The sequence below is a fragment of the Streptomyces olindensis genome, assembly GCF_040645895.1.
Taxonomy (GTDB): domain Bacteria; phylum Actinomycetota; class Actinomycetes; order Streptomycetales; family Streptomycetaceae; genus Streptomyces; species Streptomyces olindensis.
The window spans coordinates 21,353-42,139 of sequence record NZ_JBEYZD010000028.1 but is presented as its reverse complement, the minus strand read 5'-3'; the positions used below and the strand labels follow the sequence as shown (position 1 = coordinate 42,139).

17 protein-coding genes and 1 pseudogene are annotated in these 20,787 nt (G+C 70.4%); 7 read left to right on the top strand and 11 right to left on the bottom strand.

What is annotated here, in order from left to right:
- Positions 1-2: 2 nt before the first annotated feature.
- From ABZ948_RS19710 to ABZ948_RS19670, 9 genes are all read right to left on the bottom strand, one after another.
- Entirely contained in the window at positions 3-809 is an 807-nt protein-coding gene (locus tag ABZ948_RS19710; protein ID WP_359761191.1) for an MBL fold metallo-hydrolase, read from the bottom strand.
- 47 nt (positions 810-856) lie between these two features.
- The gene (locus tag ABZ948_RS19705) at positions 857-1,474 is read right to left on the bottom strand and encodes a DsbA family protein (protein ID WP_359761190.1); all 618 of its coding nucleotides are present in this window, start codon (positions 1,472-1,474) and stop codon (positions 857-859) included.
- Positions 1,475-1,659: 185 nt separating this feature from the next.
- The gene (locus ABZ948_RS19700) at positions 1,660-2,427 is read right to left on the bottom strand and encodes an SDR family NAD(P)-dependent oxidoreductase (RefSeq protein ID WP_359761188.1); all 768 of its coding nucleotides are present in this window, start codon (positions 2,425-2,427) and stop codon (positions 1,660-1,662) included.
- Positions 2,428-2,483: 56 nt separating this feature from the next.
- On the bottom strand, positions 2,484-3,494 hold the full coding sequence (locus tag ABZ948_RS19695) for a transketolase family protein (protein WP_359761186.1): 1,011 nt from the start codon (positions 3,492-3,494) through the stop codon (positions 2,484-2,486).
- Positions 3,491-4,429, bottom strand: coding sequence for a transketolase (locus ABZ948_RS19690; RefSeq protein ID WP_359761184.1), 939 nt, complete (start codon positions 4,427-4,429; stop codon positions 3,491-3,493). Before ABZ948_RS19690 ends, ABZ948_RS19695 begins: the two co-directional genes overlap by 4 nt.
- Positions 4,430-4,455: 26 nt before the next feature.
- Positions 4,456-5,814 (bottom strand): MFS transporter, encoded by a 1,359-nt coding sequence (locus ABZ948_RS19685; protein ID WP_359761183.1) that lies wholly within the window; start codon positions 5,812-5,814, stop codon positions 4,456-4,458.
- Between the two features lie 173 nt (positions 5,815-5,987).
- Entirely contained in the window at positions 5,988-6,686 is a 699-nt protein-coding gene (locus ABZ948_RS19680) for a GntR family transcriptional regulator (protein ID WP_359761182.1), read from the bottom strand.
- A 140-nt stretch (positions 6,687-6,826) separates the two neighbouring features.
- On the bottom strand, positions 6,827-7,321 hold the full coding sequence (locus ABZ948_RS19675; RefSeq protein WP_359761181.1) for a MarR family winged helix-turn-helix transcriptional regulator: 495 nt from the start codon (positions 7,319-7,321) through the stop codon (positions 6,827-6,829).
- Positions 7,322-7,363: 42 nt separating this feature from the next.
- Positions 7,364-8,296 carry an AraC family transcriptional regulator gene (locus ABZ948_RS19670; protein ID WP_359761179.1) on the bottom strand — a complete coding sequence of 311 codons (933 nt, stop codon included), beginning with the start codon at positions 8,294-8,296 and terminating at the stop codon, positions 7,364-7,366.
- A 130-nt stretch (positions 8,297-8,426) separates the two neighbouring features.
- Between ABZ948_RS19670 and ABZ948_RS19665 the strand changes: the two genes are divergently transcribed.
- The 6 genes and pseudogenes from ABZ948_RS19665 (at position 8,427) to ABZ948_RS19640 (ending at position 13,273) form a co-directional block, all read left to right on the top strand.
- On the top strand, positions 8,427-9,206 hold the full coding sequence (locus tag ABZ948_RS19665; RefSeq protein WP_359761177.1) for an MBL fold metallo-hydrolase: 780 nt from the start codon (positions 8,427-8,429) through the stop codon (positions 9,204-9,206).
- 21 nt (positions 9,207-9,227) lie between these two features.
- Positions 9,228-9,296 (top strand): annotated as a pseudogene (locus ABZ948_RS19660) (NADP oxidoreductase); the annotation flags it as partial.
- Between the two features lie 109 nt (positions 9,297-9,405).
- A complete protein-coding gene (locus ABZ948_RS19655; protein ID WP_359761175.1) occupies positions 9,406-9,876 on the top strand; it encodes an NADPH-dependent F420 reductase in 471 nt (156 codons plus the stop codon).
- A gap of 317 nt (positions 9,877-10,193) precedes the next feature.
- On the top strand, positions 10,194-11,468 hold the full coding sequence (locus ABZ948_RS19650) for a multidrug effflux MFS transporter (protein ID WP_359761173.1): 1,275 nt from the start codon (positions 10,194-10,196) through the stop codon (positions 11,466-11,468).
- A 31-nt stretch (positions 11,469-11,499) separates the two neighbouring features.
- Positions 11,500-12,042 carry a MarR family winged helix-turn-helix transcriptional regulator gene (locus ABZ948_RS19645; RefSeq protein ID WP_359761172.1) on the top strand — a complete coding sequence of 181 codons (543 nt, stop codon included), beginning with the start codon at positions 11,500-11,502 and terminating at the stop codon, positions 12,040-12,042.
- A gap of 133 nt (positions 12,043-12,175) precedes the next feature.
- On the top strand, positions 12,176-13,273 hold the full coding sequence (locus ABZ948_RS19640) for a GDSL-type esterase/lipase family protein (RefSeq protein ID WP_435857535.1): 1,098 nt from the start codon (positions 12,176-12,178) through the stop codon (positions 13,271-13,273).
- A 243-nt stretch (positions 13,274-13,516) separates the two neighbouring features.
- Here ABZ948_RS19640 and ABZ948_RS19635 read toward each other — a convergent pair whose 3' ends face one another.
- Together ABZ948_RS19635 and ABZ948_RS19630 are read right to left on the bottom strand one after the other, a co-directional pair.
- Entirely contained in the window at positions 13,517-15,754 is a 2,238-nt protein-coding gene (locus tag ABZ948_RS19635) for an alpha-L-fucosidase (RefSeq protein ID WP_359761170.1), read from the bottom strand.
- A gap of 222 nt (positions 15,755-15,976) precedes the next feature.
- Positions 15,977-17,413: an RICIN domain-containing protein gene (locus tag ABZ948_RS19630; protein ID WP_359761168.1), complete on the bottom strand. Its 1,437-nt coding sequence runs from the start codon at positions 17,411-17,413 to the stop codon at positions 15,977-15,979.
- Positions 17,414-17,859: 446 nt separating this feature from the next.
- On the opposite strand from ABZ948_RS19630, the gene ABZ948_RS19625 reads away from it, so the two are divergent.
- Positions 17,860-20,757, top strand: a complete 2,898-nt coding sequence (locus ABZ948_RS19625; protein ID WP_359761166.1) for a glycosyl hydrolase family 95 catalytic domain-containing protein — start codon at positions 17,860-17,862, stop codon at positions 20,755-20,757.
- The last annotated feature ends 30 nt before the right edge of the window (positions 20,758-20,787 follow it).

Here is a 20,787-nt window from a genome sequence, read left to right as displayed (position 1 = left end):
CGTCAGCCCCACTGCATCTCGCCCTTGGCGACCTTCGCCCCGATCTGGGCGGCGATCAGCATGCCGTTGTCCGGGTAGCGCTCGACGAGGGCTTCGGTGAGCGCGGCGCCGTCGGCCGCCTTGCCGAGCTCCTCCTCGAAGGCGACGAGGTACGCACGGGTGGCGGTGATGGCGGAGGCGTCGGCGGGAGTGCCGGGCAGGCGGTGGCCCGGGACGACGAGCTCCGGCTCCAGGGCGGCCATCTCGTCGAGCAGGCCGATCCACGCGGAACGGTCAGCGGGGGTCGGGGTGTCGGCGACCCAGACGTGCTCCCGCTGGAACAGCAGCACGCCGCCCAGGATCGCGCGGTGCCCGGCCTGCCACAGGTAGTGCCGGTCGGGAAGCTCGGCCGGGCCGCCCTTGAGTTCGAAGCGGTGCCCTTCGAGGGTGAGGTCGCCGGTCAGGGGCTCCAGGTCGACGAGGCGCGTGGGCAGGTTCTCGCCCACGGCCGCCCATGCCTTGAGCTTGCCCTCGTAGGAGTGCCGGATGTGCTCGATGACGATCGGGGTGGCGAGGAACTTGGCCGCCGGGAAGGCGTCGGCGAGGACCTCGGCGCCGAAGTAGAAGTCGGGGTCGCCGTGGCTGACGAAGACGGTGGTCAGCTTCTTGCCGGAGTCGAGGATCTCGGCGGCGAGGCGGTGGCCGTCGGCGCGGGTGAAGGCGGCGTCCACGAGGAGGGCGTCGTTCTCGCCGGTGACGAGGGTGGCGGTCTTGTTCTTGCTGCCGGCGGGGAAGTCGAGGTCGAGGACCTTGAAGGAGAGGGCGCTCATCGCTGGTTCCTTGTGTTGAGGGGTGGTGGGGGACGGGGGTGGGTGGCTCAGTGGGCGGTGAGGGCCGAGAGCCGCTGTTCGACCTCGGTGGCGGTGGCGTTTCCGTAGGCCAGCGGCGTGACCCGGTCGCCGTCGACGGCGAGGAGCGTGGGGAAGCCGGTGACGCCCAGCGCGGCGGCCCGGCGGAAGTCGGCCTCGGCCGCCTCCCGGGCCCCGGGTGCTTCGAAGGCGGCGACCACGGCATCGGCGTCCAGTCCGGACTGCTCGGCGACCTTCCGGTAGGTCGCCGGGTCGGAGAGGCCGAGGCCGTCGACGTAGAAGGCCCGCTGGAGTGCGGCAGCCAGCTCGGCCGAGCGCGCGGGCGCGACCTGGCGCAGGGCGGCGACACCGCGTGCGGCGGCCTCGGAGTCCATCACGAACGAACCGTCGGCGATCAGCCGGTCGTAGGCCTCGCCGAACTCGGCGCCGGTCAGCTCCGCGATCTTGGCGTTCGCGCCCTGGACGTATCCGAACGCGCGGATCGGCACCCGGCGGGACCCGGTGAAGAGGCCGCCGGAGACCACGTCGACGTCGAGTTCCGGATGCCGCGACACCACCTCGCGCAGCGTCCGGGAGAAGCCGTGGGACCAGCCGCAGTAGGCGTCGAAAACGTAGATGAGCTTCATCGAGAACCTCGGCACAAGGGTGGGGCGCCCGTCTGGTGCGGGCGATTCACCTGACTCAACAGTACCTGACACGTCAGGTATTTCTTTGAGGACGTATCGCTCGCCACATGGGGCCGAGCGGCCGGGACGTTCCCGACCACGAGAAAGGGCCCGCTGATGCGGCGGGCCCGTCGTCTCGGCTCGTCTCAGTGGATGTGGGAACCGCCGTTGACGTCGTACGTGGCACCGGTGACGTAGCCGGAGCCGGGCCGCGTCAGAAACGCGATGACCTCGGCGACGTCGTCGACGCCCCCGATCCGGCGCACGGGGATGTCCGCCACCATGGCCGCCTTGCGGGCCTCGTCGAGCTTGCCCTGCGTGATGTCGGTGTCGATGAGGCCGGGTGCCACGCAGTTGACCGTGACGCCCGACGGCCCCAACTCGCGGGCCAGCGCCCGGGCGAAGCCGAGGAGTCCGGCCTTGGCCGCGGAGTAGGCCACCCCGCCGAAGACCCCTCCCCCGCGTTCGGCGGAGACCGAGGAGAGGAAGACGATGCGGCCGAATCCGCGTTCCGCCATGCCCGCCGCGACGCGCTGGGTGACCAGGAAGCCGCCGCGCACGTTGACGTCGAAGATCCGGTCCCATTCGGCGGGCGAGACCTCCAGGAACGGCACGGGCGAGGTGATGCCCGCGTTGTTGACGAGCGCGCCGAGGGGCGGCAGAGCCGCTTCCGCCTGCGCGACGGCCGCGTCGACGGCATCGGCGTCGGTGACGTCCGCCGCGAGGGCGAGGGTCTCGACCCCGTGGCGGGCGGCCACTTCGCGGGCCGCCTCCTCGGCGGCTTCCTTGTCGAGGTCGAGGACGGCGACGGCGTAACCGTCGGCTGCGAGGGCGTGCGCGGTGGCGCGGCCGATGCCGCGGCGGGACCCGGCTCCGGTGACGAGGGCGGTGCGCGGGCTGTTGCGGGTGGTCATGCGGACTCCTGAGAGGGGCGGTGAGTTCACGGTGGTCGGGTCGGCGGCCGGCGGCTTCACAGTTCGCGGCGGACGAGGTCCTTGATCGCCGCCACCGACAGGCCGTACCGGTCGTGCAGCGTGGGCAGCGCGCCCGCCGCGAGGAACTCGTCCGGCAGACCCACGGGGACGAGGCGGGCGGTCACCCGGGCGAAGGCCAGGCTGGAGGCGACGGACTCCGCCAGGCCTCCGATCACACTGTGGTTCTCGAGGGTGACGACGAGTCGGTCCTTCGCCGCCTCCCGGACGACGGCCTCACGGTCGAAGGGCTTGATCGTCGGCACGTGCAGGACCGCGGCGTCGATGTGGTCGCGTTCGAGTTCCCGGGCCGCCGACAGGGCGCGTACCGTCATCAGGCCGGTGGAGATGAACAACACGTCGCGGCCGCCGCGCAGTTCGGCGGCGCGTCCCAGCCGGAAGGTGTAGTCGTACTCGTCGAGCACGGTGGGGACCGCGCCGCGCAGCAGCCGCAGATAGGTGGGGCCGGGGTGCGCGGCCAGGGCGGGTACGGCCTGCTCGATGTCGACCGAGTCCGCCGGATCCACGATGGTCAGACCGGGCATGGCCCGCAGGATCGCGAGGTCCTCGGTGGCCTGGTGGCTGGGGCCGTAGCCGGTGGTCAGCCCGGGCAGGGCGCCGACGACGTTGACGTTCAGTCCCGGCTCGGCGATGTCCAGGCACAGGAAGTCGTAGGCACGGCGGGTGGCGAAGACGGAGTAGGTGGAGGCGAACGGGGTCAGGCCCGACTCGGCGAGCCCCGCGGCCGCGCCGAGCATCGCCTGTTCCGCCATGCCCATCTGGAAGAAGCGCTCGGGGTGCGCCTCGCGGAAGACGTGCATGTCGGTGTACTTGGCGAGGTCCGCCGACAGGCCGACGATGTCCGGCCGTTCGTCGGCGAGCCGGGCGAGGGCGTGCCCGAAGGGAGCCTTGGTGGTGCGCTGGCCCTCCTCCGCGATGGAAGCGATCATGGCGGAGGTGGTGAGCCTGCGCGTGCCGGTGCCGGTGGCGAGGGCGGCGACGGAGTTCATGCGGTGTGCTCCTCATCTGCGGTCGTTGCGTGCCGGTCGCCGCGCTCGGCGTGGAATCCCGCGGTCAGCTGGTCGCGGGCGAGCTGCCACTCGTGCTCCTCGACCCGCATGAAGTGCGCCTTCTCCCGCGTCTCGAGCATCGGCACGCCGCGGCCGACACGGGTGTCGCAGACGAGCACGGACGGTGAGCCCCGGTGGGTGCGCAGGCTGTCGAAGGCCGTGACGAGGGCGTCGACGTCGTTGCCGTCCACCCGGACCGCGTGCCAGCCGAACGCCTCCCACTTGTCGGTGACGGGCTCGGTGCGCAGCACGCCGTTCGTCGGTCCGTCGGCCTGCAGGGCGTTGACGTCGACGATGGCGGTGACGTTGTCGAGGCCGTGGTGGGCGCAGGCCAGGGCGGCCTCCCAGGTGGAACCCTCGTCCAGTTCGCCGTCGGAGAGGAGGTTGTACACGTGGGCGCGGCTGCCCTGGTGGCGCAGTCCGAGCCCCAGTCCGGCGGCGATGCCCAGGCCGTGCCCGAGCGAGCCACCGGAGATCTCCATGCCGGGGGTGTAGGAGGCCATGCCCGACATGGGCAGGCGGGAGTCGTCGCTCCCGTACGTGTCCAGTTCCGCGGTGTCGAGCACCCCTGCCTCCGCGAGCGCGGCGTACAGGGCGATGGCGTAGTGCCCGATCGAGAGCAGCAGCCTGTCCCGCCCGGGCCATTCAGGGTCCTCGGGACGGTGGTTGAGCACGTCCTTGTAGACGACGGCGAGGATGTCGGCCACGCCGAGTGCCTGTCCGACGTAGCCCTGGCCCTGGACCTCGGCCATGTTCAGGGCGTGGGTGCGGATGCGGTACGCGGACTCCCGCAGAGCGCGCAGTCGCTCGGTGTGCGACAAGGGTCGGACGGCAGGCGGGCCGGCGGCCGGCGTGGTGGTGGCGGTGGAGGCCACGTCAACTCCTTCTTCCGGATTACGAGTCAGTGGGACAGGGCGGCGGGTGCGGTGGTGTCGCGCCCTGTCCGGGCCGCCAGGTCGGCCTGCCGCCGCTCGGGTGCTCCCCAGGTCTCGCGGGTCAGCGCGGTGGCGACGAGGCCGAGCAGCCCGTAGAAGCTGAAGAGGAGGGCCGGGCCGGTCCAGCCGACGGCGGAGTACAGAGCGGTGGCGATCATGGGCGTGAACCCGGAGACGACGGCGGAGAGCTGGTAGGCGAGCGAGGTGCCCGCGGTGCGGGTCCGGGTGGCGAACAGCTCGCAGAACCAGGCCCCTTGGACACCCGCCAGGGAGTTCTGGCACACCGCGTAACTGATCACGAAGGCGACCAGGACGAGCGCGGCGGTGCCGGTGTTGACGAGCAGGAACAGCGGGACACCCCACAGCAGGGTCACGGCACAGCCCAGTAGGTACACCGGTCGGCGTCCGACCCGGTCGGACAGCAGTCCCCACCCTGTCGTGGCGAAGATGCCCAGGGCCGCGGCGGTCACCAGCGCGGTGAGGCTGACCGCGCTGGAGACGTCGGGGGCGCGGTCGTCGTTCAGGTAGGAGAGGACGAAGGTGACCGAGACCGCGTATCCGGCCGTCTCCGTGGTCCGGAGGCAGAAGGCCCGCAGCAGACCCCGCCAGTCCTTGCGGAGCACCTCACCGAGGGGGTTCTTGGCGACGTCGCCGGACTCCTTCAGCTCCTCGAACTGCGGGGACTCGTCGATCTTGAGCCGGATGAAGATGCCGACCGCGATCAGTACGGCGCTGAGGAGGAACGGCACGCGCCAGGCCCAGGTGTCGTCCAGGGTGTGCCGGCTGAGGAGAAAGGCCAGGTTGGCCAGGAGCAGCCCGACGGGGAAGCCCGCCTGGGTGATCCCCGTGTACAGACCGCGTCGTCGCCACGGCGCGTGCTCGAAGGTCATCAGGATGGCGCCGCCCCACTCGGCGCCGAAGGCGAGTCCCTGGACGATGCGGACGGCCACGAGCAGCACCGGGGCCCAGACACCGACCATCTGGTAGGTGGGCAGACAGCCGATCAGGACCGTCGCCACGCCCATCAGCAGCAGCGATCCGACCAGCACCGGCTTCCGTCCGACGCGGTCTCCCAGATGGCCGGCGATCACCCCGCCGAGGGGGCGGGCGGCGAAGCCGATGCCCAAGGTGGCGAAGGACAGCAGGGTGGCGGACAGCGGGTCGGAGTCCGGGAAGAACACGTCTCCGAAGTAGAGCGCCGCGGCCGTGCCGAAGCCGATGAAGTCGTAGGTCTCGATGGTCGCGCCGACACCGCAGCCGATGGCGACTCTCATGCGCTCGGGGGAGCCCTGGGCCGACGGTCCTGGGGGCGGGGAAGCAGCCATGCCGATCCTCCTTGATCGCTGACGGACGGTCCGTCCCTGAACCGTTCCTGTTGGCTGTTGACTGTTAACAGTCGAGAGTCGACTCTGGGGAGTGCATGCGCACGTGTCAACCCCTGGCCACGAAAAAGGCCCGCCGGCGGTCACCGGCGGGCCTTGCGAAAAGGAGGAAGGAATCAGCGAACGGCCTGGTCGCCCCCGGTGTCGACGTCCGCGGCACCGAGTTGCTCGACGGCGGATGCCATGTGGGCGCGCAGGACCTCCTGCGCCGCGGCCGCGTCACCGCGCTCGATCGCCTCCACGAGCGGCAGATGGGCCGACGCGGCCATGGCCACCTCACGCCGCTCGGCCGCCGCGCTCATGACGACCACCCGGATCGGGCCCTCGAGCCCGCGCCAGGTCTTCAGGAGGACGGAATTGCCCGACAGTTCACACAACAACAGGTGGAAGGCGAGGTCGGCCTCCACCTTGTCGCTCAGGTCCGCACCCGACTCGACGGCGGCGTGCAGGCGCGCCACGGCGTCCCGCAGGGCGCGCAGCACCTCGGGGCCCGGCGACGACTCGATGATCTGCGTGATGGCCAGGCCTTCGAGCACCTCCCGGACCTGGAACAACTCCCGCACCTCGGCCGGCGACAGCTGGGACACCCGCAGCATGCCCCGGGCGCCGGCGGTGACGAGCCCCTCCTGCTGGAGATGACGCAGCGCCTCGCGCACGGTCCCGCGACTCACGGCCAGCCGCTCCGCGATCTCCACCTCCCCCAGATGATCACCCGGCCGATACCGGCCGCTGGTGATCGCCGCTCGCAGCGTCAGGAGCGCCTGCTCCCGCAGGGTCGTCGAGCGGGCCAGACTGGAAAACGTCGGACCGGTCACGGACCAGGCCTCCTTCAGGCTCCGGGGAAAATCATCGTAACGGACGGCCTGTCATCTGTTGACAGTCAGCACTCCCCCCCCCATGTGACCGCCCGGCTGCTCCGGATCCATCGGTCAGGATCCGGTGGCGAGCGGCCGGTTCAGGGAAGACGGGGCAGCATGTCCCGCGCCGAGTGGCTGAGGACGCGGAGGTTCTCGGCGAACCGCTCCCGTTCCTCGACCGGCAGGGGCGCCAGGAAGTAGCGCCTGATGTTCTCCGCGTGCGCCCGTGCCGCGACGACCGTGGTCTCCTCGCCCCGCGCCGTCAGGCGCACCAGGCGCGCGCGCCGGTCACCGGGGTCCTCGACCCGCTCGACCAGGCCGGCCGCCACCATGCGGTCGACCAGGCGGGTGGCCCCTCCGGTGGTGAGCACCTGCTCCTGGGCGATGGCCCCCATCGACAACCCCGGGTCCCCCGCCCTGCCCAGGATGAGCAGCACCTCGAACGTCAGATGGCTGATGCCGCACTCCGCCTCCAGCGCCCGGCCCAGGATGTACTCCAGCCGGTTCGCCGCCCCCTGCAGCCGGCCGAAGGCCAGCACCAGGGGATCGTTCGCCGCCTCCCGCGGCGTCGAGATCTCCGCCCGCTCATCCACAGCCCCGGCTCCCCTCGGCTCCTGCGCACGCCACGCTCCCGATCATGCCGCACCCTCGCCGGGCGGCACCTGCCGGCTGTGGTGCACCTGCCGGAAAGCGCCCGGCGGCATGCCCGTGTGCCGGGTGAAGAACTTGCCGAAGTTGGTGGGCTCGGGGAAGCCGAGGCGGCGTGCGATGGTCGCCACCGGCTCGTCGGTGTGGGCGAGCAGGCGCCGGGCCTCCAGGGCGACACGGCCGTCGATGACGTGCTTGACGGGCTGTCCGGTGGCGGCCGCACACGCGCGGGTGAGGGTCTTGACGGTGTAGCCGAGGCGGTGGGCGTAGTCGGCGGCACGCCGGGTGGTGGCGTAGGAGCGTTCCAGCTCGGCGCGGAAACGTGCGTAGACCTCCCCGCCGGCGTGCGGATCGCCGCCGCCTTCGGGGTGGGGCAGCCGATCGACCTGCAACAGCACGGTGGCCAGGAGGAGTTGCAGGATCTCCGCGGACACCGTCTGCTCCGGCCGGTCGTACTCGGCGCGCAACTGGCCCAGCAGGGTGGACAGCACGGCGTACTCGGGGCCGGCGCCCAGTTGCCGGCATGTGGTCCCGTACCAGTCGCTGACCAGCCGGTCGGCGCTGCTGGCGTGTGGCGGGAAGGCCGAAGTGAACAGCAGCTGGGTGCCGTTGGCGGTGCCCGGACGCACGAAACTCTGCACCTGTCCGGGGCGGACCCACAGCAGTGTGCCGGGGCGGATGGGGTAGGTCACGAAGTCGACGGCGTGCTCCCCGCTGCCCTCGGTGATGAGGGTGAGGGTGTGGAAGTCGACCCGGTGCACGGCGTCCATGCGGCGGCCCCGGCGCCGGCGCCGCTCGTGCAGGGTGGACAGGTCGAGGATCTCGAAGCCGGGGATCCGTTCCTCGGGCGGGTTGAAGTCGAACCGGGGGATGACGCGGCGCCGGGACGGGTCGTCCGCGGCTGGATCCGGGGCGATCATCGCATTCTCCGAATGTCCTCGATTTACCATGCCGGGTCTCCAGCGTATCTCGCCTGCCTGCGCTTTCACGGAGAGAGTGGAGGCCATCGAGAGCGACACAAGGCCGCTCTCACCTCCAAGGAGCAACCCCATGAACGGCACGGTCACGGTCCTCGACAAGGGCGCGGTGCGCATCCACAGCTACATGTCCCCGGCGGACACCTTCCACACCACCACCCAGCTGATCGAGACCCCGGCGCGGATCATCGCGATCGACGCCCAGCTGCTCCCCGCCTACGCGGACGAGGCGATCGCCTACGCCAAGGGGATCGGCAAGCCGCTGGACCGCCTCATCGTCACCCACGCCCACCCCGACCACTACAACGGTGCCGCCCGCTTCGGAGTCCCCGTCCACGCCCTGGCCGTGGTACGCGAGCAGATCGTCGCGCGGGGCGACAGCCAACTGCCGACCGGACTGGTCATCCCGGTCGCCGACTTCACCCCGACCGTGGACCTCACCCCCGGCACCGAGGTCATCGACGGAGTCCCGTTCGTCTTCGAGGCCGTCTCCGGCGGCGAGGCCGCCGACGAACTGCTCATCAAGCTGCCCGACCAGGGTGTGCTGGTCGCCCAGGACCTCGTCTACAACGACGTCCACCTCTACCTGGGCAACAACGACATCACCGGCTGGCAGCAGGCCGTGGACGCACTGGCCGCCGAGTCCGGCTACGAGACCGTCCTCGCCGGCCACGGCCTGCCCACCGGGCCCGAGGTCTACGCGGACGTACGGCGCTACCTCGCCGACGCCCGCGAGCTGCTCGGCGACGACGGCGACGCGTACAAGAAGGCCATCGTGGACCGCTACCCCGCCCACGTCGGCCCGTTCATCATCGACATCGCCAACCGCTCGCTGTTCGGCGCCTCCCACTGACCGCGAAGGGAAACGACCCTCATGCAGATCACCATCATCGGCGCCGGCAACATGGCCCGCGGCATAGCGACCCGCGCCCTGGCCGGCGGGCACACGGTGACCCTCACCGCCAAGGACCCGGCCAGGGCCGCGGCTCGCCGACGAGCTGAGCGCGCAGGCTGCGGGCGACGCGACCGTGCACGCCGGCGGGGACTCCGCTGTGGACACCGCCGAACTCGTGGTCCTGGCCGTGCCGTTCGCCGCGGCCAAGGAGCTCACGGCCGCCCTCGGGGCCCGGCTGAGCGGCAAGGTGCTCGTGGACATCAGCAACCCCGTCGACGCCTCGCTGGACGCGCTCGTCGTCTCCCCGGGAACCTCGGCAGCCGAGGAGATCGCCGCGGTCGCCGCCCCCGGCACCAAGGTCGTCAAGGCGTTCAACACCACGTTCGCGACGACCCTGGTGGCCGGCCGGGTGGCCGGCACGCCACTGGACGTCTTCATCGCCGGTGACGACGAGGTGGCCCGCAAGCAGGTCGCGGACCTGGTGACCTCCGGCGGTCTCCACGCGGTCGACGTCGGCGCGCTCAAGCACGCTCGCGAGCTGGAGGGCTTCCAACTGCTGCACATGGCCCTGCAGATCAGCGAGGGCGGCTACGGCTGGGCGAGCACCGTCAAGCTCGTCGCGCCCTGATCACCTCGCCCCTTCCGAGCCGTACGGCGGGAGCCGTCTGGGCCACCAAGGCCGACGAAGGCACCGTCCCGCGCCTCCCCGTCACCGCACGGGACACCGCGGGACGGGCCGGGGCCCGGGCCACCGGCCCGCCCTCGATCGACGACTCCGCCCTCACGAGGACCCCGACCTCCCGAAGGCACGCCTCGACCGCTGACGCGAGGGGGCATCCCAAGGGGGCATCCTCCCCCTGCTCGTGCCGGTGCCCGTCCCGCCCGGTCGGCACCGGTACCGCGGCCCCCCGGCCCGCCCGCTTCCCTCCTCCCCCTGGACCACCCATGCCAGAAACACCCCCGGCCGGCGCCGCCGTCAGGGAAGGCCCGTCCGGACCTCCGGCTCCCGGCCGCCGTCCGCGCCGTCTGCCGCTCGTGCTGATCCTGGGCTCGCTGACCGCGCTCGGCCCGCTCACCATCGACCTCTACCTGCCGGCGCTTGTCGAGGTCAGCGGGGACCTGCACATCTCACAGGCCGTCACACAGCTCACGCTGACGGCGTTCATGGCCGGCATCGCGGTCGGCCAGCTGGTCATCGGTCCGCTCAGCGACACCCTCGGCCGTCGGCGGCCGCTGCTGACGGGACTCGCCGTGTACGTGGTGGCGGGCTTCGTGTGCGCCGTCGCCCCGGATCCGGCGGTTCTCATCGGCATGCGACTGGTCCAGGGGCTGGCCGGCGCGGCGGGCATCGTCATCGCCCGGGCCGTCGTCCGCGACCTGTACGACGGTCTCGGCGCGGCCAGGCTGCTGTCCTCGCTGATGCTGGTCTCCGGCACGGCGCCGATCCTGGCTCCGGTCCTGGGCGCCCAGTTGCTGCGCGTGACCTCCTGGCGCGGCGTCTTCGTCGTCCTCACGCTGCTCGGGCTGGCGGTCCTGACCGCGACCGCCGCCCTGCTGGCCGAGACCCTGCCTCCCGCACATCGCCGCCCCGGCGGACTCGCCAGCACCCTGCGCACCATGCGCGACCTGCTCCGCGACGGTCCCTTCACCGGCTACCTGCTCACCGGCAGTCTCGGCTTCGCGGCCCTGTTCGCCTACATCGCGGGCTCCTCCTTCGCCCTCCAGCAGGTCTACGGCGCCTCCCCGCAGACCTACAGCCTGCTGTTCGCCCTCAACTCGATCGGCATGGTCGCCACGGGCCGGCTCAACGGCACGGTCCTGCTCGGCCGTTACCCCTCGCACCGCATCCTGGCCGGGGGCCTGACCGCGCTCGCCTGCGCGAGCACCACCCTGGTCCTGCTGGTCACGACCACGCACGCGGGCCTGCCCTGGGTCGCGGCAGCACTGTTCCTCATCGCCTGCCCCGTCGGTATGATCCTGCCCACCACGACGGCACTCTGCCTTCAGCGCGCCCCGCACACGGCAGGCAGCGCCTCCGCGCTGCTGGGCACCACCCAGTTCCTCATGGGCGCTCTCGCCCCCGCCCTGGCCGGTCTCGGCGGCCACGGCACCGCCCTTCCCATGGCCGCGTCGGTCCTCGGACTCGCGCTGGCAGCGGCAGTCTGCTTCCTCGCCCTGTGCCGTCCCTGGAGAGCCGTCCCCGATCCGCTCGCTCAGTGAGCGCGGAAGACCTCAAAGGCGAGCCATTGCCATGGAAAGAACCCTCACAGCGGCGGATGTCCGCTCCTACGAAACCCTCGCACTGCTCATCCGTCTCGTCGAAACGTCGGTGAACCGTGTGTTGCAGCGGGAGTTCGGCCTCACATGGGAGGAATACGCGACTCTCTCCCATCTCCACGGATCCCCTCACCGGTTTCTGCACATGACGGAGTTGGCCACCGCACTCGGATTCTCCAGAAGCCGGGTGTCCCGCGCCGTGGCCCGTCAGGAGATGCGCGGGCTGATCTCCCGCACGGCATGTCCCAGGGACGCCCGCGCGGCCCACGCGGCCGTCACCGACCAGGGCATCTCCCTCCTCGAGGGGATCAGCGGCCTGTACGAGACCACCGTGCGCGGCACGCTTACGAAGCTCGGCGTCGACACCGAGCAGGTGACAGGTCTGGTGGAGCAGCTGGTGCCGAACGCGTCCGGCCACGGAATTGCGACCGATCGGTCCTTTCTGACGCTTACACGTGTCGTGAGCGGCTGTCATTTTGTAGGTCCCACACGCACAAGTGGACGGCGCGATCGCTAAATTGTTCCCGCCGGGAGCCCGCAAGCCACAGCGGTCGAGCTCTCTCCCTCCCCTCCTTTGTCTCTCCCTTTCCCTCCCCCACGGCATGCCTTCCGGCAGCCACTCCCCCCAACAATTGGAAAGCGCGCAAGTGATGAGAATCCTTCAGCGGTTCGTTCCGGGACTGGTCGTCTCCGCGATGGCGGTCCTGCTGAGCACGCCCGGGCCGGCCACCGCCGCCGACGAGGCGACCGCCGGAAACGGCGCCACCTACTACATCTCGCTGGGCGACTCCCTGGCCTCCGGCTACCAGCCGGACGTCGACAAGGACACCCGCCTCGCCTACACGGACCGCCTCTACGCACAGCTCAAGCAGCGCGACCCGGGGCTGAAGCACATACGCCTCGGCTGCACCGGGGAGACCACGGAGTCGCTGATCAAGGGCGGCACCTGCCGCTACCCCGGCGCCACCTCCCAGCTCGATGCCGCGCTCAAGGCCATGGCCCGGCACCACGGCAAGGTCGCCTACGTGACGCTCAGCGTGGGCGCCAACGACATCCAGGCGTGCGTCACCCCTGCCGGGACCCTCGACGGCACCTGCCTGAACAACGCGAGCCAGACCATGGGCCGGAACCTCGCCCGGATCACGGGCGCGCTCCACCAGGCCGGTACGAAGAACACCCAGTTCAGCGGCTCGACGTACTACAACCCGTTCCTCGCGACGTGGCTGCTGGGCGATGCGGGGCAGAAGGCCGCCAAGGAGTCGGCGCCCCTCATCAAGGAGGGCGACAAGGCGATCGCCCAGGTGTACGGTGCCACCGGCTTCAAGGTGGCGGACGTGGCCGGAGCCTTCTCGTCGGACGACTTCGGCACGCTCGTCGACATGCCCGGCGTGGGCAAGGTGCCGGCGAACGTGGCCAAGATCTGTCAGCTCACCTGGGCGTGCACGCCGAAGAAGGACCCGCACCCCAACGCCGACGGCCACAAGGTGATCGCGTCGGCCTTCGCGGCGACACTGTCGATGAAGAGCGCTGCTCCCGGCCGGAACACGAACCCCGGAGCCGACGCTTCCCCCTCCCCCGTCCCCGCGAGCGACACGGGCGCGAACAGCCCCACCGCCAACGGGGATCTCGCCGAGACCGGCGCGTCGAGCAGCACGCCCCTGATCGCCGGCGCCGGTCTCGCGGTGGTGGTGGCCGGCACGGCCGCGCTCTACTTCGGGCGCAGGCGCCGTACGGCCGGCCAGAGCTGACGGACACGCCGGAGAGCCGGGCCGTCCACGACACCGTGGGCGGCCCGGCCGCGTCGTCTCCGCTACCGGCGTCCGGGGTGGAGCCCGAGCCACCCCGGGGACGGCGCGCCCGCCACCTCGCCGACGTGGAGGGTCAGTTGCCGGCGGAAGCGTTCCACGGGGCCGTGGCCCTGGCCGACGAGGTCGAGAAGGGCGGGGCGATCCGGCGTCGCGTCACCCTGGCGTACTGAACGCCGGTGGGCCTCACAGAGCCGTGAAGGTCCACATCAGGTTGGTGCTGCCGTCGTAGGTCCACTGCTTGGTGACCGAGCCGGAGGGCACGTTGCCGCCGCCGTCGAGGACCAGGCCGGTGGTGCGGTTGGCGATCGAGTAGCGGCCGTCGCCCCGGTGGGTGATCCGCCACTGCTGGTTGGTGCCGCCGTTCCAGGCGGCCTGCCGGGCCGTGGAGCCGTCGGTGGCGGCACCCCACCCGTCGGCGACCATGCCGTTGGCCCGGTTGACCAACTTGTAGTAGCCGCCGCCCACTTCGACCGCCTGCCACTGGAGGTTGGGACTGCCGTCCCAGCTCCACTGCTTGAGGTCGGAACCGGGATCGACGTCACCTCCGGAGTCCAGGGCCAGGCCGTCCGTGACGTTGGTGATCCGGAAGAACGCGGACGGCGCGAACTGGACCTTCAGCGAGGCGATCCTGTTGTCGCCGCCGGTGCCCCGCAGGTCGCGGTGGTCGGTGGTGAAGGTCCAGGACGTGCCGGTGAAGTCGTCCCCGGAGTAGCCGACCACCTGGTAGCCGGGGGCCGGCCGCAGCGAGGACAGGGTGCGGGGGCCGAGACCGGCGAGCCGCAGCCGGTCGCTGTCGTACTCGCCGACGGCGAGGACCGCGCCCGTCCCGCGGTAGCCGGAGTCCGGGAAGGCCACGGCGCCGTGCAGGGGGCGCAGGCCGGGGATCTGACCGGAGAACTCGAGCTTCAGGACGTACGCGTGGGCCTGGAACGGCGCTGCCGCCGGCAGGCTCACCCGCAGTCCGGTCGGGCCCTGCACCGGCTCGGGCAGGGTGATGTAGTGGCCGGCCTCGTCGTCGAGGAGTTTCACCGACCGCAGCGAGGTGAGGTCGATCCGGTCGGAGGCTAGGGTGCTGATCGTCAGCGAACTCCCGGGCCAGCCCAGGACGGTGGCGTACAACGCGGTGTTGGACTTGGTCCGGGTGAACCGGATGTCCTGCGCCGTGCCGGCGGTCGGGTTGGTGAAGGCACCGCCGCCCATCTTCGTCGGGCCCTCGCCGTACGCCGTCCAGGCGCGGGTCGAGTACACCGACTCCCCGAAGCGCTTCAGGTGGTCGCCGATGCCGAGCAGGATGTCCTTCTGGGCCTGCGGGATGCTGCCGTCGGCCTTCGGCGCGATGTTGAGCAGCACGTTGCCGTTCTTGCTCACCCGGTCGAGGAACGAGTGCAGCATCTGCTGGATGCTGTAGTAGCCGATGCCCTCCGTGTAGCACCAGCTGGAGCTGGAGATGCTGTCGTCGGTGAGCCAGTACGGGGCGGTGAGGTCGGCCGGGCCGCCGCGCTCGTAGTCGAAGACCTGACCGCGGTCGCTCATGCCGTCCTTGTAGGTGGCGACGACTTCCTTGCCCCAGGCCTCGGCCTGGTTGTAGTAGTACGCCAGGAACTCGAGCCGCTTCTTCTCGTCGACGGCGTCGAGCTTGAAGTCCTGCCAGAGGATGTCGGGGCGGGCGCGGTCGACGACTTCCTTGAGCTTGTCGTACCAGAGTTGGTTCTCCTCGGCCGGACTCAGCTGCCCGTACAGCTTCTTGAGGCTGGGGTCCGTCTGTGGGGGCACATGGTCGAAGAAGCCGTTGAAGTGGTACGCGTGGTGCATGGCCACCAGGAGTTTCAGGCCCCTGGCGCGGATGGCCTCGGTGAAGATCCGCAGCAGGTCGAGCTTCGGTCCCCTGGCGGCCGAGTTCCACTCGCTGGCCTTGCTGTCCCACATGGAGAAACCGTCGTGGTGCTCGGCGACGGGACCGGCGAACCGGGCACCGGCGTCGACGAACAGCTGCACCCATTCCTCGGGGTCGAAGGCGCCGCCCGCGGACTTCGGCTTCGGCGCGAACTGCACGGCGTTGCCCGCGAGATCCTTCCCCCCGTCGATGAAGTTGCGGTAGGGCCAGGCCGAGGGCGGGCCGTAGGCGGCCACATGGTGCTTGTTGGCCGTGTGGCCCTCGATGTACATGTGGCGCGGGTACCACTCGTTGTCGAAGGCGGGGACGCTGAAAGCGCCCCAGTGGAAGTAGATCCCGAACTTGGCGTCCCTGAACCACTCCGGGGCCGGCGGATGCCGGTCGACCGACTCCCAGTCGGGCGTGTAGGTGCGGCTGCGGGGCACTGCCTGCGCGCCGCCGGCGCCGAACAGGCCTCCGGCGGTGGTCGCGGCGGCCACCACCGTGGCCGCCGCGAGGAACTGACGTCTGTTGGTGCGACTCGACATGGGCGTCCCTGCGACGAAGGGGAAGGGGGGTGCGCTCGGACACGAGGCTCCGAAGCGCCCTGGTGCCACGGACGAAGGTCAACCATGCGACCCGCTCATGTCAACGGGTGTGCACATGATTGATGGGATGGATAGGGCTTTCAGGCGGATTCTCGTCGAGAAATCCACACTTTCAGCCTGAACTCATCCCATCAATCAAGCGATCCACGGCCGGCCGATCGGTCAGGCGGCGCGCCGCTGGAACTGCTGGTTGGTGCCGGTGCCGCAGGTCCACTGGATGAGGCGGGTGCCGTTGGCGGTGGCGCCGTTCTCCACGTCCAGGCACTTGCCGCTGTGCCGGGCGACGAGGCGGTAGTAGCCGTTGCCCTGGTCCTGCTGGAGCCACTGCTGGTTGGTGCCGGTGGTGCAGCGGTGCTGCTGCACGTAGGCGCGGTCCGCGGTCGAGGCGCTGGCGACGTCCAGGCACTTGCCGCTGTGCTCGGCGATGATCTGGACGTAGCCGTTGCCGGCGTCCTTCAGCCGCCACTGCTGGTTGAGGCCGCCGTTGCAGTCGTACTGCACGACGTCGTAGCCGTCGGCGGCGGAGTTGTCCTTGACGTCGACGCATCTGCCGCTGTGCCGGGCGACGAAGGTGTAGTAGGGACCGCCGCCGACGCCGGTGACCGTGCCGGCGGCCGTGTCGATGGCCACCTGCGGGTACCAGGGCAGGTTCACGGTCCGGCTGGTGGGGAAGGTCAGCGGCAGCCAGACGTACCGGGAGTCGTTGACCGTGCCGCCGATGGAGTTGCCCCAGCGGTCGCCCATGTAGAGGTACGAGGTGCCCGACGCGCCCTGGACGGGCAGGACGAAGGTGGTCTGGGAGCCGTAGGCCGTCGCGTCACCGACGTCCACCATGGCGCTCCAGGGGCCGGCGAGGCTGGTGGCGGTGGCATAGCGCTGCTGGTTGGGGTTCCAGCCGCTGGTGGTGGAAGTGAGCATGAAGTAGACGCCGTTGCGCTTGAACAGGGCCGGCGCCTCGCGGAAGGCGCCGGGCCACGGGTCGGCGACCAGGCTGTCGACCTTCGTGTAGTCGGCGCTCAGCCGGTAGATGTGGAGGTCGGCGTTGTTGTTGGCGGCCGAGATGAAGTAGGCCGTGCCGTCGTCGTCCTTGAAGAGGGTGTCGTCCCGGGACATCTCACCGAGCGGCCGGAAGCTGCCCTGGTAGGTGTAGGCGCCGTCGACCGTGTCCGAGACCGCGACGGCGGCCCGGGCCTCGCTGTAGTCCTTGCCGTTCTCCTTGTGCATCCACATCACGAACTTGCCGGTGGCGCTGTTGTAGATCACCTTCGGCCGCTCGATGTTGGCGAGGGCCAGCTCGGGGGAGCTGCTCTGGGTGAGGGCGTTGCCGCGGGCCTCCCACGTCTTCAGGTCCGTGGAGCGGTAGACCGAGACGGCCTTGAAGGTGTTGTCGGGGTTCCGGTTCTCGCCGAACCAGTAGTAGTACGAGCCGACCTTGATCACGCCGCCGCCGTGGGCGTGGACCACGGCTCCGGTGGTGTCGGTGAACTGGGTCGCATTGGTCACGGTGACGGAAGCGGCCTGGGCGGGCGCGCCGGCGGACAGCAGTCCGAGCACGCCCACGAGGAGGGCCGACAGGAGCAAGCAGGCACGACGGAGCATGGCATCCATGCCTTTCTTCGCAGTGACGGGAGAACAGGCTCCGGAGCCTGGGACTTGGGAAATTGTTGAAACATGCGCGTTTCTGCTGGAGGACGGTAAGCCCCGCCCGGAGCCTCGTCAAGATGTGATGCACCCCCTGATACATCCCATGTCGCACCTGTCCGCCCAAGGCTTCCCCGCAGGTGGGCGACAGTTTCATAAATAGATGCGCCACAAGGCTAGACACAGGTCCTGTGCGTATCCGTTAATTCATCCCATCTATGGCGATGGATCGGGCGCCGGGCCCCTCTGTCGCGGATCAGTTCACTCGCCGGCTCCGGGGGATCGCCGACGACCGCGCCAAGATCCTCGGCCGGCAGGCCGCCCTCAGCTCACCGGATCCGCGACGCCGCTGCGCACCGCCGTGCCGTGGCGTCGCGGCCGCCCACGGAAACGGAGTCTCCGCCATGCCACTGCCCGACCGCCCCCTCCACCGCAGACGCTTCCTCACCGCGGCCGCCCTCATGGCGGGCACCACGGGCCTGCCCGGCCTGGTCTTCGCCCCGCGGGCCGGTGCCGCCGTGCCGCCGCAGGTCACCCTCCCCGATCGCGGCATCTGGGACGACGCCGCCTCCTCGACCTGGACCGACGGCTTCCTGAGCGGCAACGGCGAGTACGGCGTCGTCTACTACGGGGCGCCGACGCTCGAGAAGATGATCCTCAACCACCACCGGTTCGTCCTGCCCAACGGCAGCCGCGACGTCATGCCTCCGGTGCTGTCGCCCTACCTCGAGTCCGCCCGTGACAAGGCCTTGGCGGGTGACTACGCCGGTGCCTCCTCGACCTTCGCCCACGGGTGGAACCTGCGCTGGACGCAGACCTTCCACCCCGGTTACGAGCTGCGGCTGGCCACGCCCGGCATGACCACGGTCAACGACTTCGCCCGGATCACCGACTTCCGCACCGGCGAGGTCACCCACACCTGGACCGACCAGTACGGCACCTGGAAGCGGCACATCTTCGTCTCCCGCGCCGACCAGGTCGTCGTCCACGAACTGCTGCCGGCCACCGGCCGCACCGTCGACACCACCATCAGCGTCAACACCGCCCTCGAAGGTGCGCCGACCAGCGTCACCTACACCACCACCGCCTCGAAGAGCGGCCCCGACGGCTACCTCAACCTGCGCGGCACCTACCCGTCCGGGGGCGCGTACGGCTACGAGGGCGTCACCCGGGTCGTCGTCACCGGCACCAACGCCTCGGTGACCGCGAGCGGGGCGACACTCGTGGTCGCCAAGGCCACCAAGGTGCTGCTGCTGACCAAGCTCGGCCGGTACGAGACGGCCACCGGCTGGGACGCCAGGCCGCTGCAGACCGCGCTCGCGGCGCTCACCGCCGACTACGCCACCCTGCTGGGCCGCCACGCCCCGAAGCACCAGGCGATGTACGACCGTTCCAGCCTCGACCTGAACGTCTCCACCGCCGACCGGCAGCTGTCCACCAGTGCCCTGATCGCACGGCAGAAGAGCAGCTCCTCCACCATCGACCTCGCGCTGCTGGAGCGCATGTACGACTCCGGCCGTTACCTGTTCATCAGCTCCAGCGGCGTCCTGCCACCCCGCCTGACCGGGATCTGGACCGGCACCTGGAACGGTGCCTGGGCCGACGACTACACCACCGACGCCAACATCAACCTGCAGGTCGCGGGCGGCAACATCCTCGATCTCAGCGACGCCATGCAGGGCTATTTCGACCTGGTCCTCGGCCAGCTGGCCCACTGGCGGGACAACGCCGAGAACCTCTACGGCGCCCGCGGCTTCCTCGCCCCGTCCCGCACCGACGGCGAGTACGGGCACATGCTGCACTTCAACAGCGGCAGCTTCCCCGGCGAGGCGTGGACCGGCGGCGCCGACTGGCTGCTCTACCCGCTGCTGGAGTACTACCAGGTCACCGGCGACGCCGACTTCCTGAAGAACAAGCTCGGCCCCGCCCTGATGGAACTGGCCCTGTTCTACGAGGACTTCCTGACCCGTACCGACTCCAAGGGCAAGGCCGTCTTCGTCCCCTCCTACTCCATGGAGAACCTCCCCACGAGCACCGGCCAGGCGTTCTCCATCAACGCCACCGGCGACATCATGGCCGGCAGGCACGCCCTGCAGGCCGCCATCGACGCGGCGAACGAACTCGATGTGGAGCAGGGCGCCGGCCAGGGCGTCGAACGCTGGACCGCGCTGCTCGCCAAGCTGCCCGACTACACCGTCAACGGCGACGGGGCGCTGGCCGAGTGGTCCTGGCCGGGCCTGACCGAGCGCTACAACCACCGGCACGTCCAGCACATGTACGGCGCCTGGCCGCTGCACGAGATCAACCCCGAGGACGAGCCCGACCTCGTCAAGTACGCCCGCAGGGCCCTGGACCTGCGAGGCGACGAGAACTACTCGGCCCACGGCAGCCTGCACCGGGCCCTGGCCCGCGCCCGCCTCAAGGACGCCCCGGGCGTCTACACCAACCTGCTGAAGATCTACGGCAGGAACATGGTGTGGCGGTCCCTGATGACGTCCCACAACCCCAACCTGGACATCTACAACTGCGACGCCGCCAACGCCATCCCCGGCGTGCTCGGCGAAGCCCTGGTCTACTCGCGCCCCGGTCTCCTGGAGATCCTCCCCGCCCTGCCGGACCAGCTGGCCACCGGCACCATCAGGGGCGTCCGGGGCCGCAACCGCGTCACCGTGCGGTCCCTGACCTGGGACACCGGCGCGCGCACCGCCACCGTCACGCTCGTCTCGGACATCGACCAGGACATCACCTTCGTGTGCCGGCGCGGCATGACCTCCGTCAGCACCTCGGCGACCGTGCGGACGTCCCCGCTGGGCAACCACGCCCGCGTCGTGTCACTCACCGCCGGGACCGTCAGCACGCTCACCATCGGCCTGCTCACCGGCAGGTTCAAGCTGGTCAACCGCAACAGTGCCAAGGTCATGGAGGTGGAGGGCTCCGCCACCTCCGACGGTGGCGCCGTCATCCAGTACGACTGGTCCGGCAGCCCCAACCAGCAGTGGAGACTGCTGCCCGACTACGACGGATCGTTCCGGCTGTCCAACGTCAACAGCGGCAAGGTGCTGGACAACCCCGGGAGCTCCACCACCGCGGGCACGGCTCTGGACCAGTGGTCGGACACCAACTCGCCCAACCAGTGGTGGAGGCTCGTACCGGCGTCCACCACGGGCCACTACCGCCTCGTCAACGTCAGGAGCGGCCTCTGCGCGGACGTGCAGAGCAACTCCACGGCCAACCGCGCGAAGGTCATCCAGTGGCCTTCCACCACCGGCTCCAACCAGGAGTGGCAGCTCGTAGGGCTGTGACGGGCCTCACTAAGCCATCCCATTATTGAT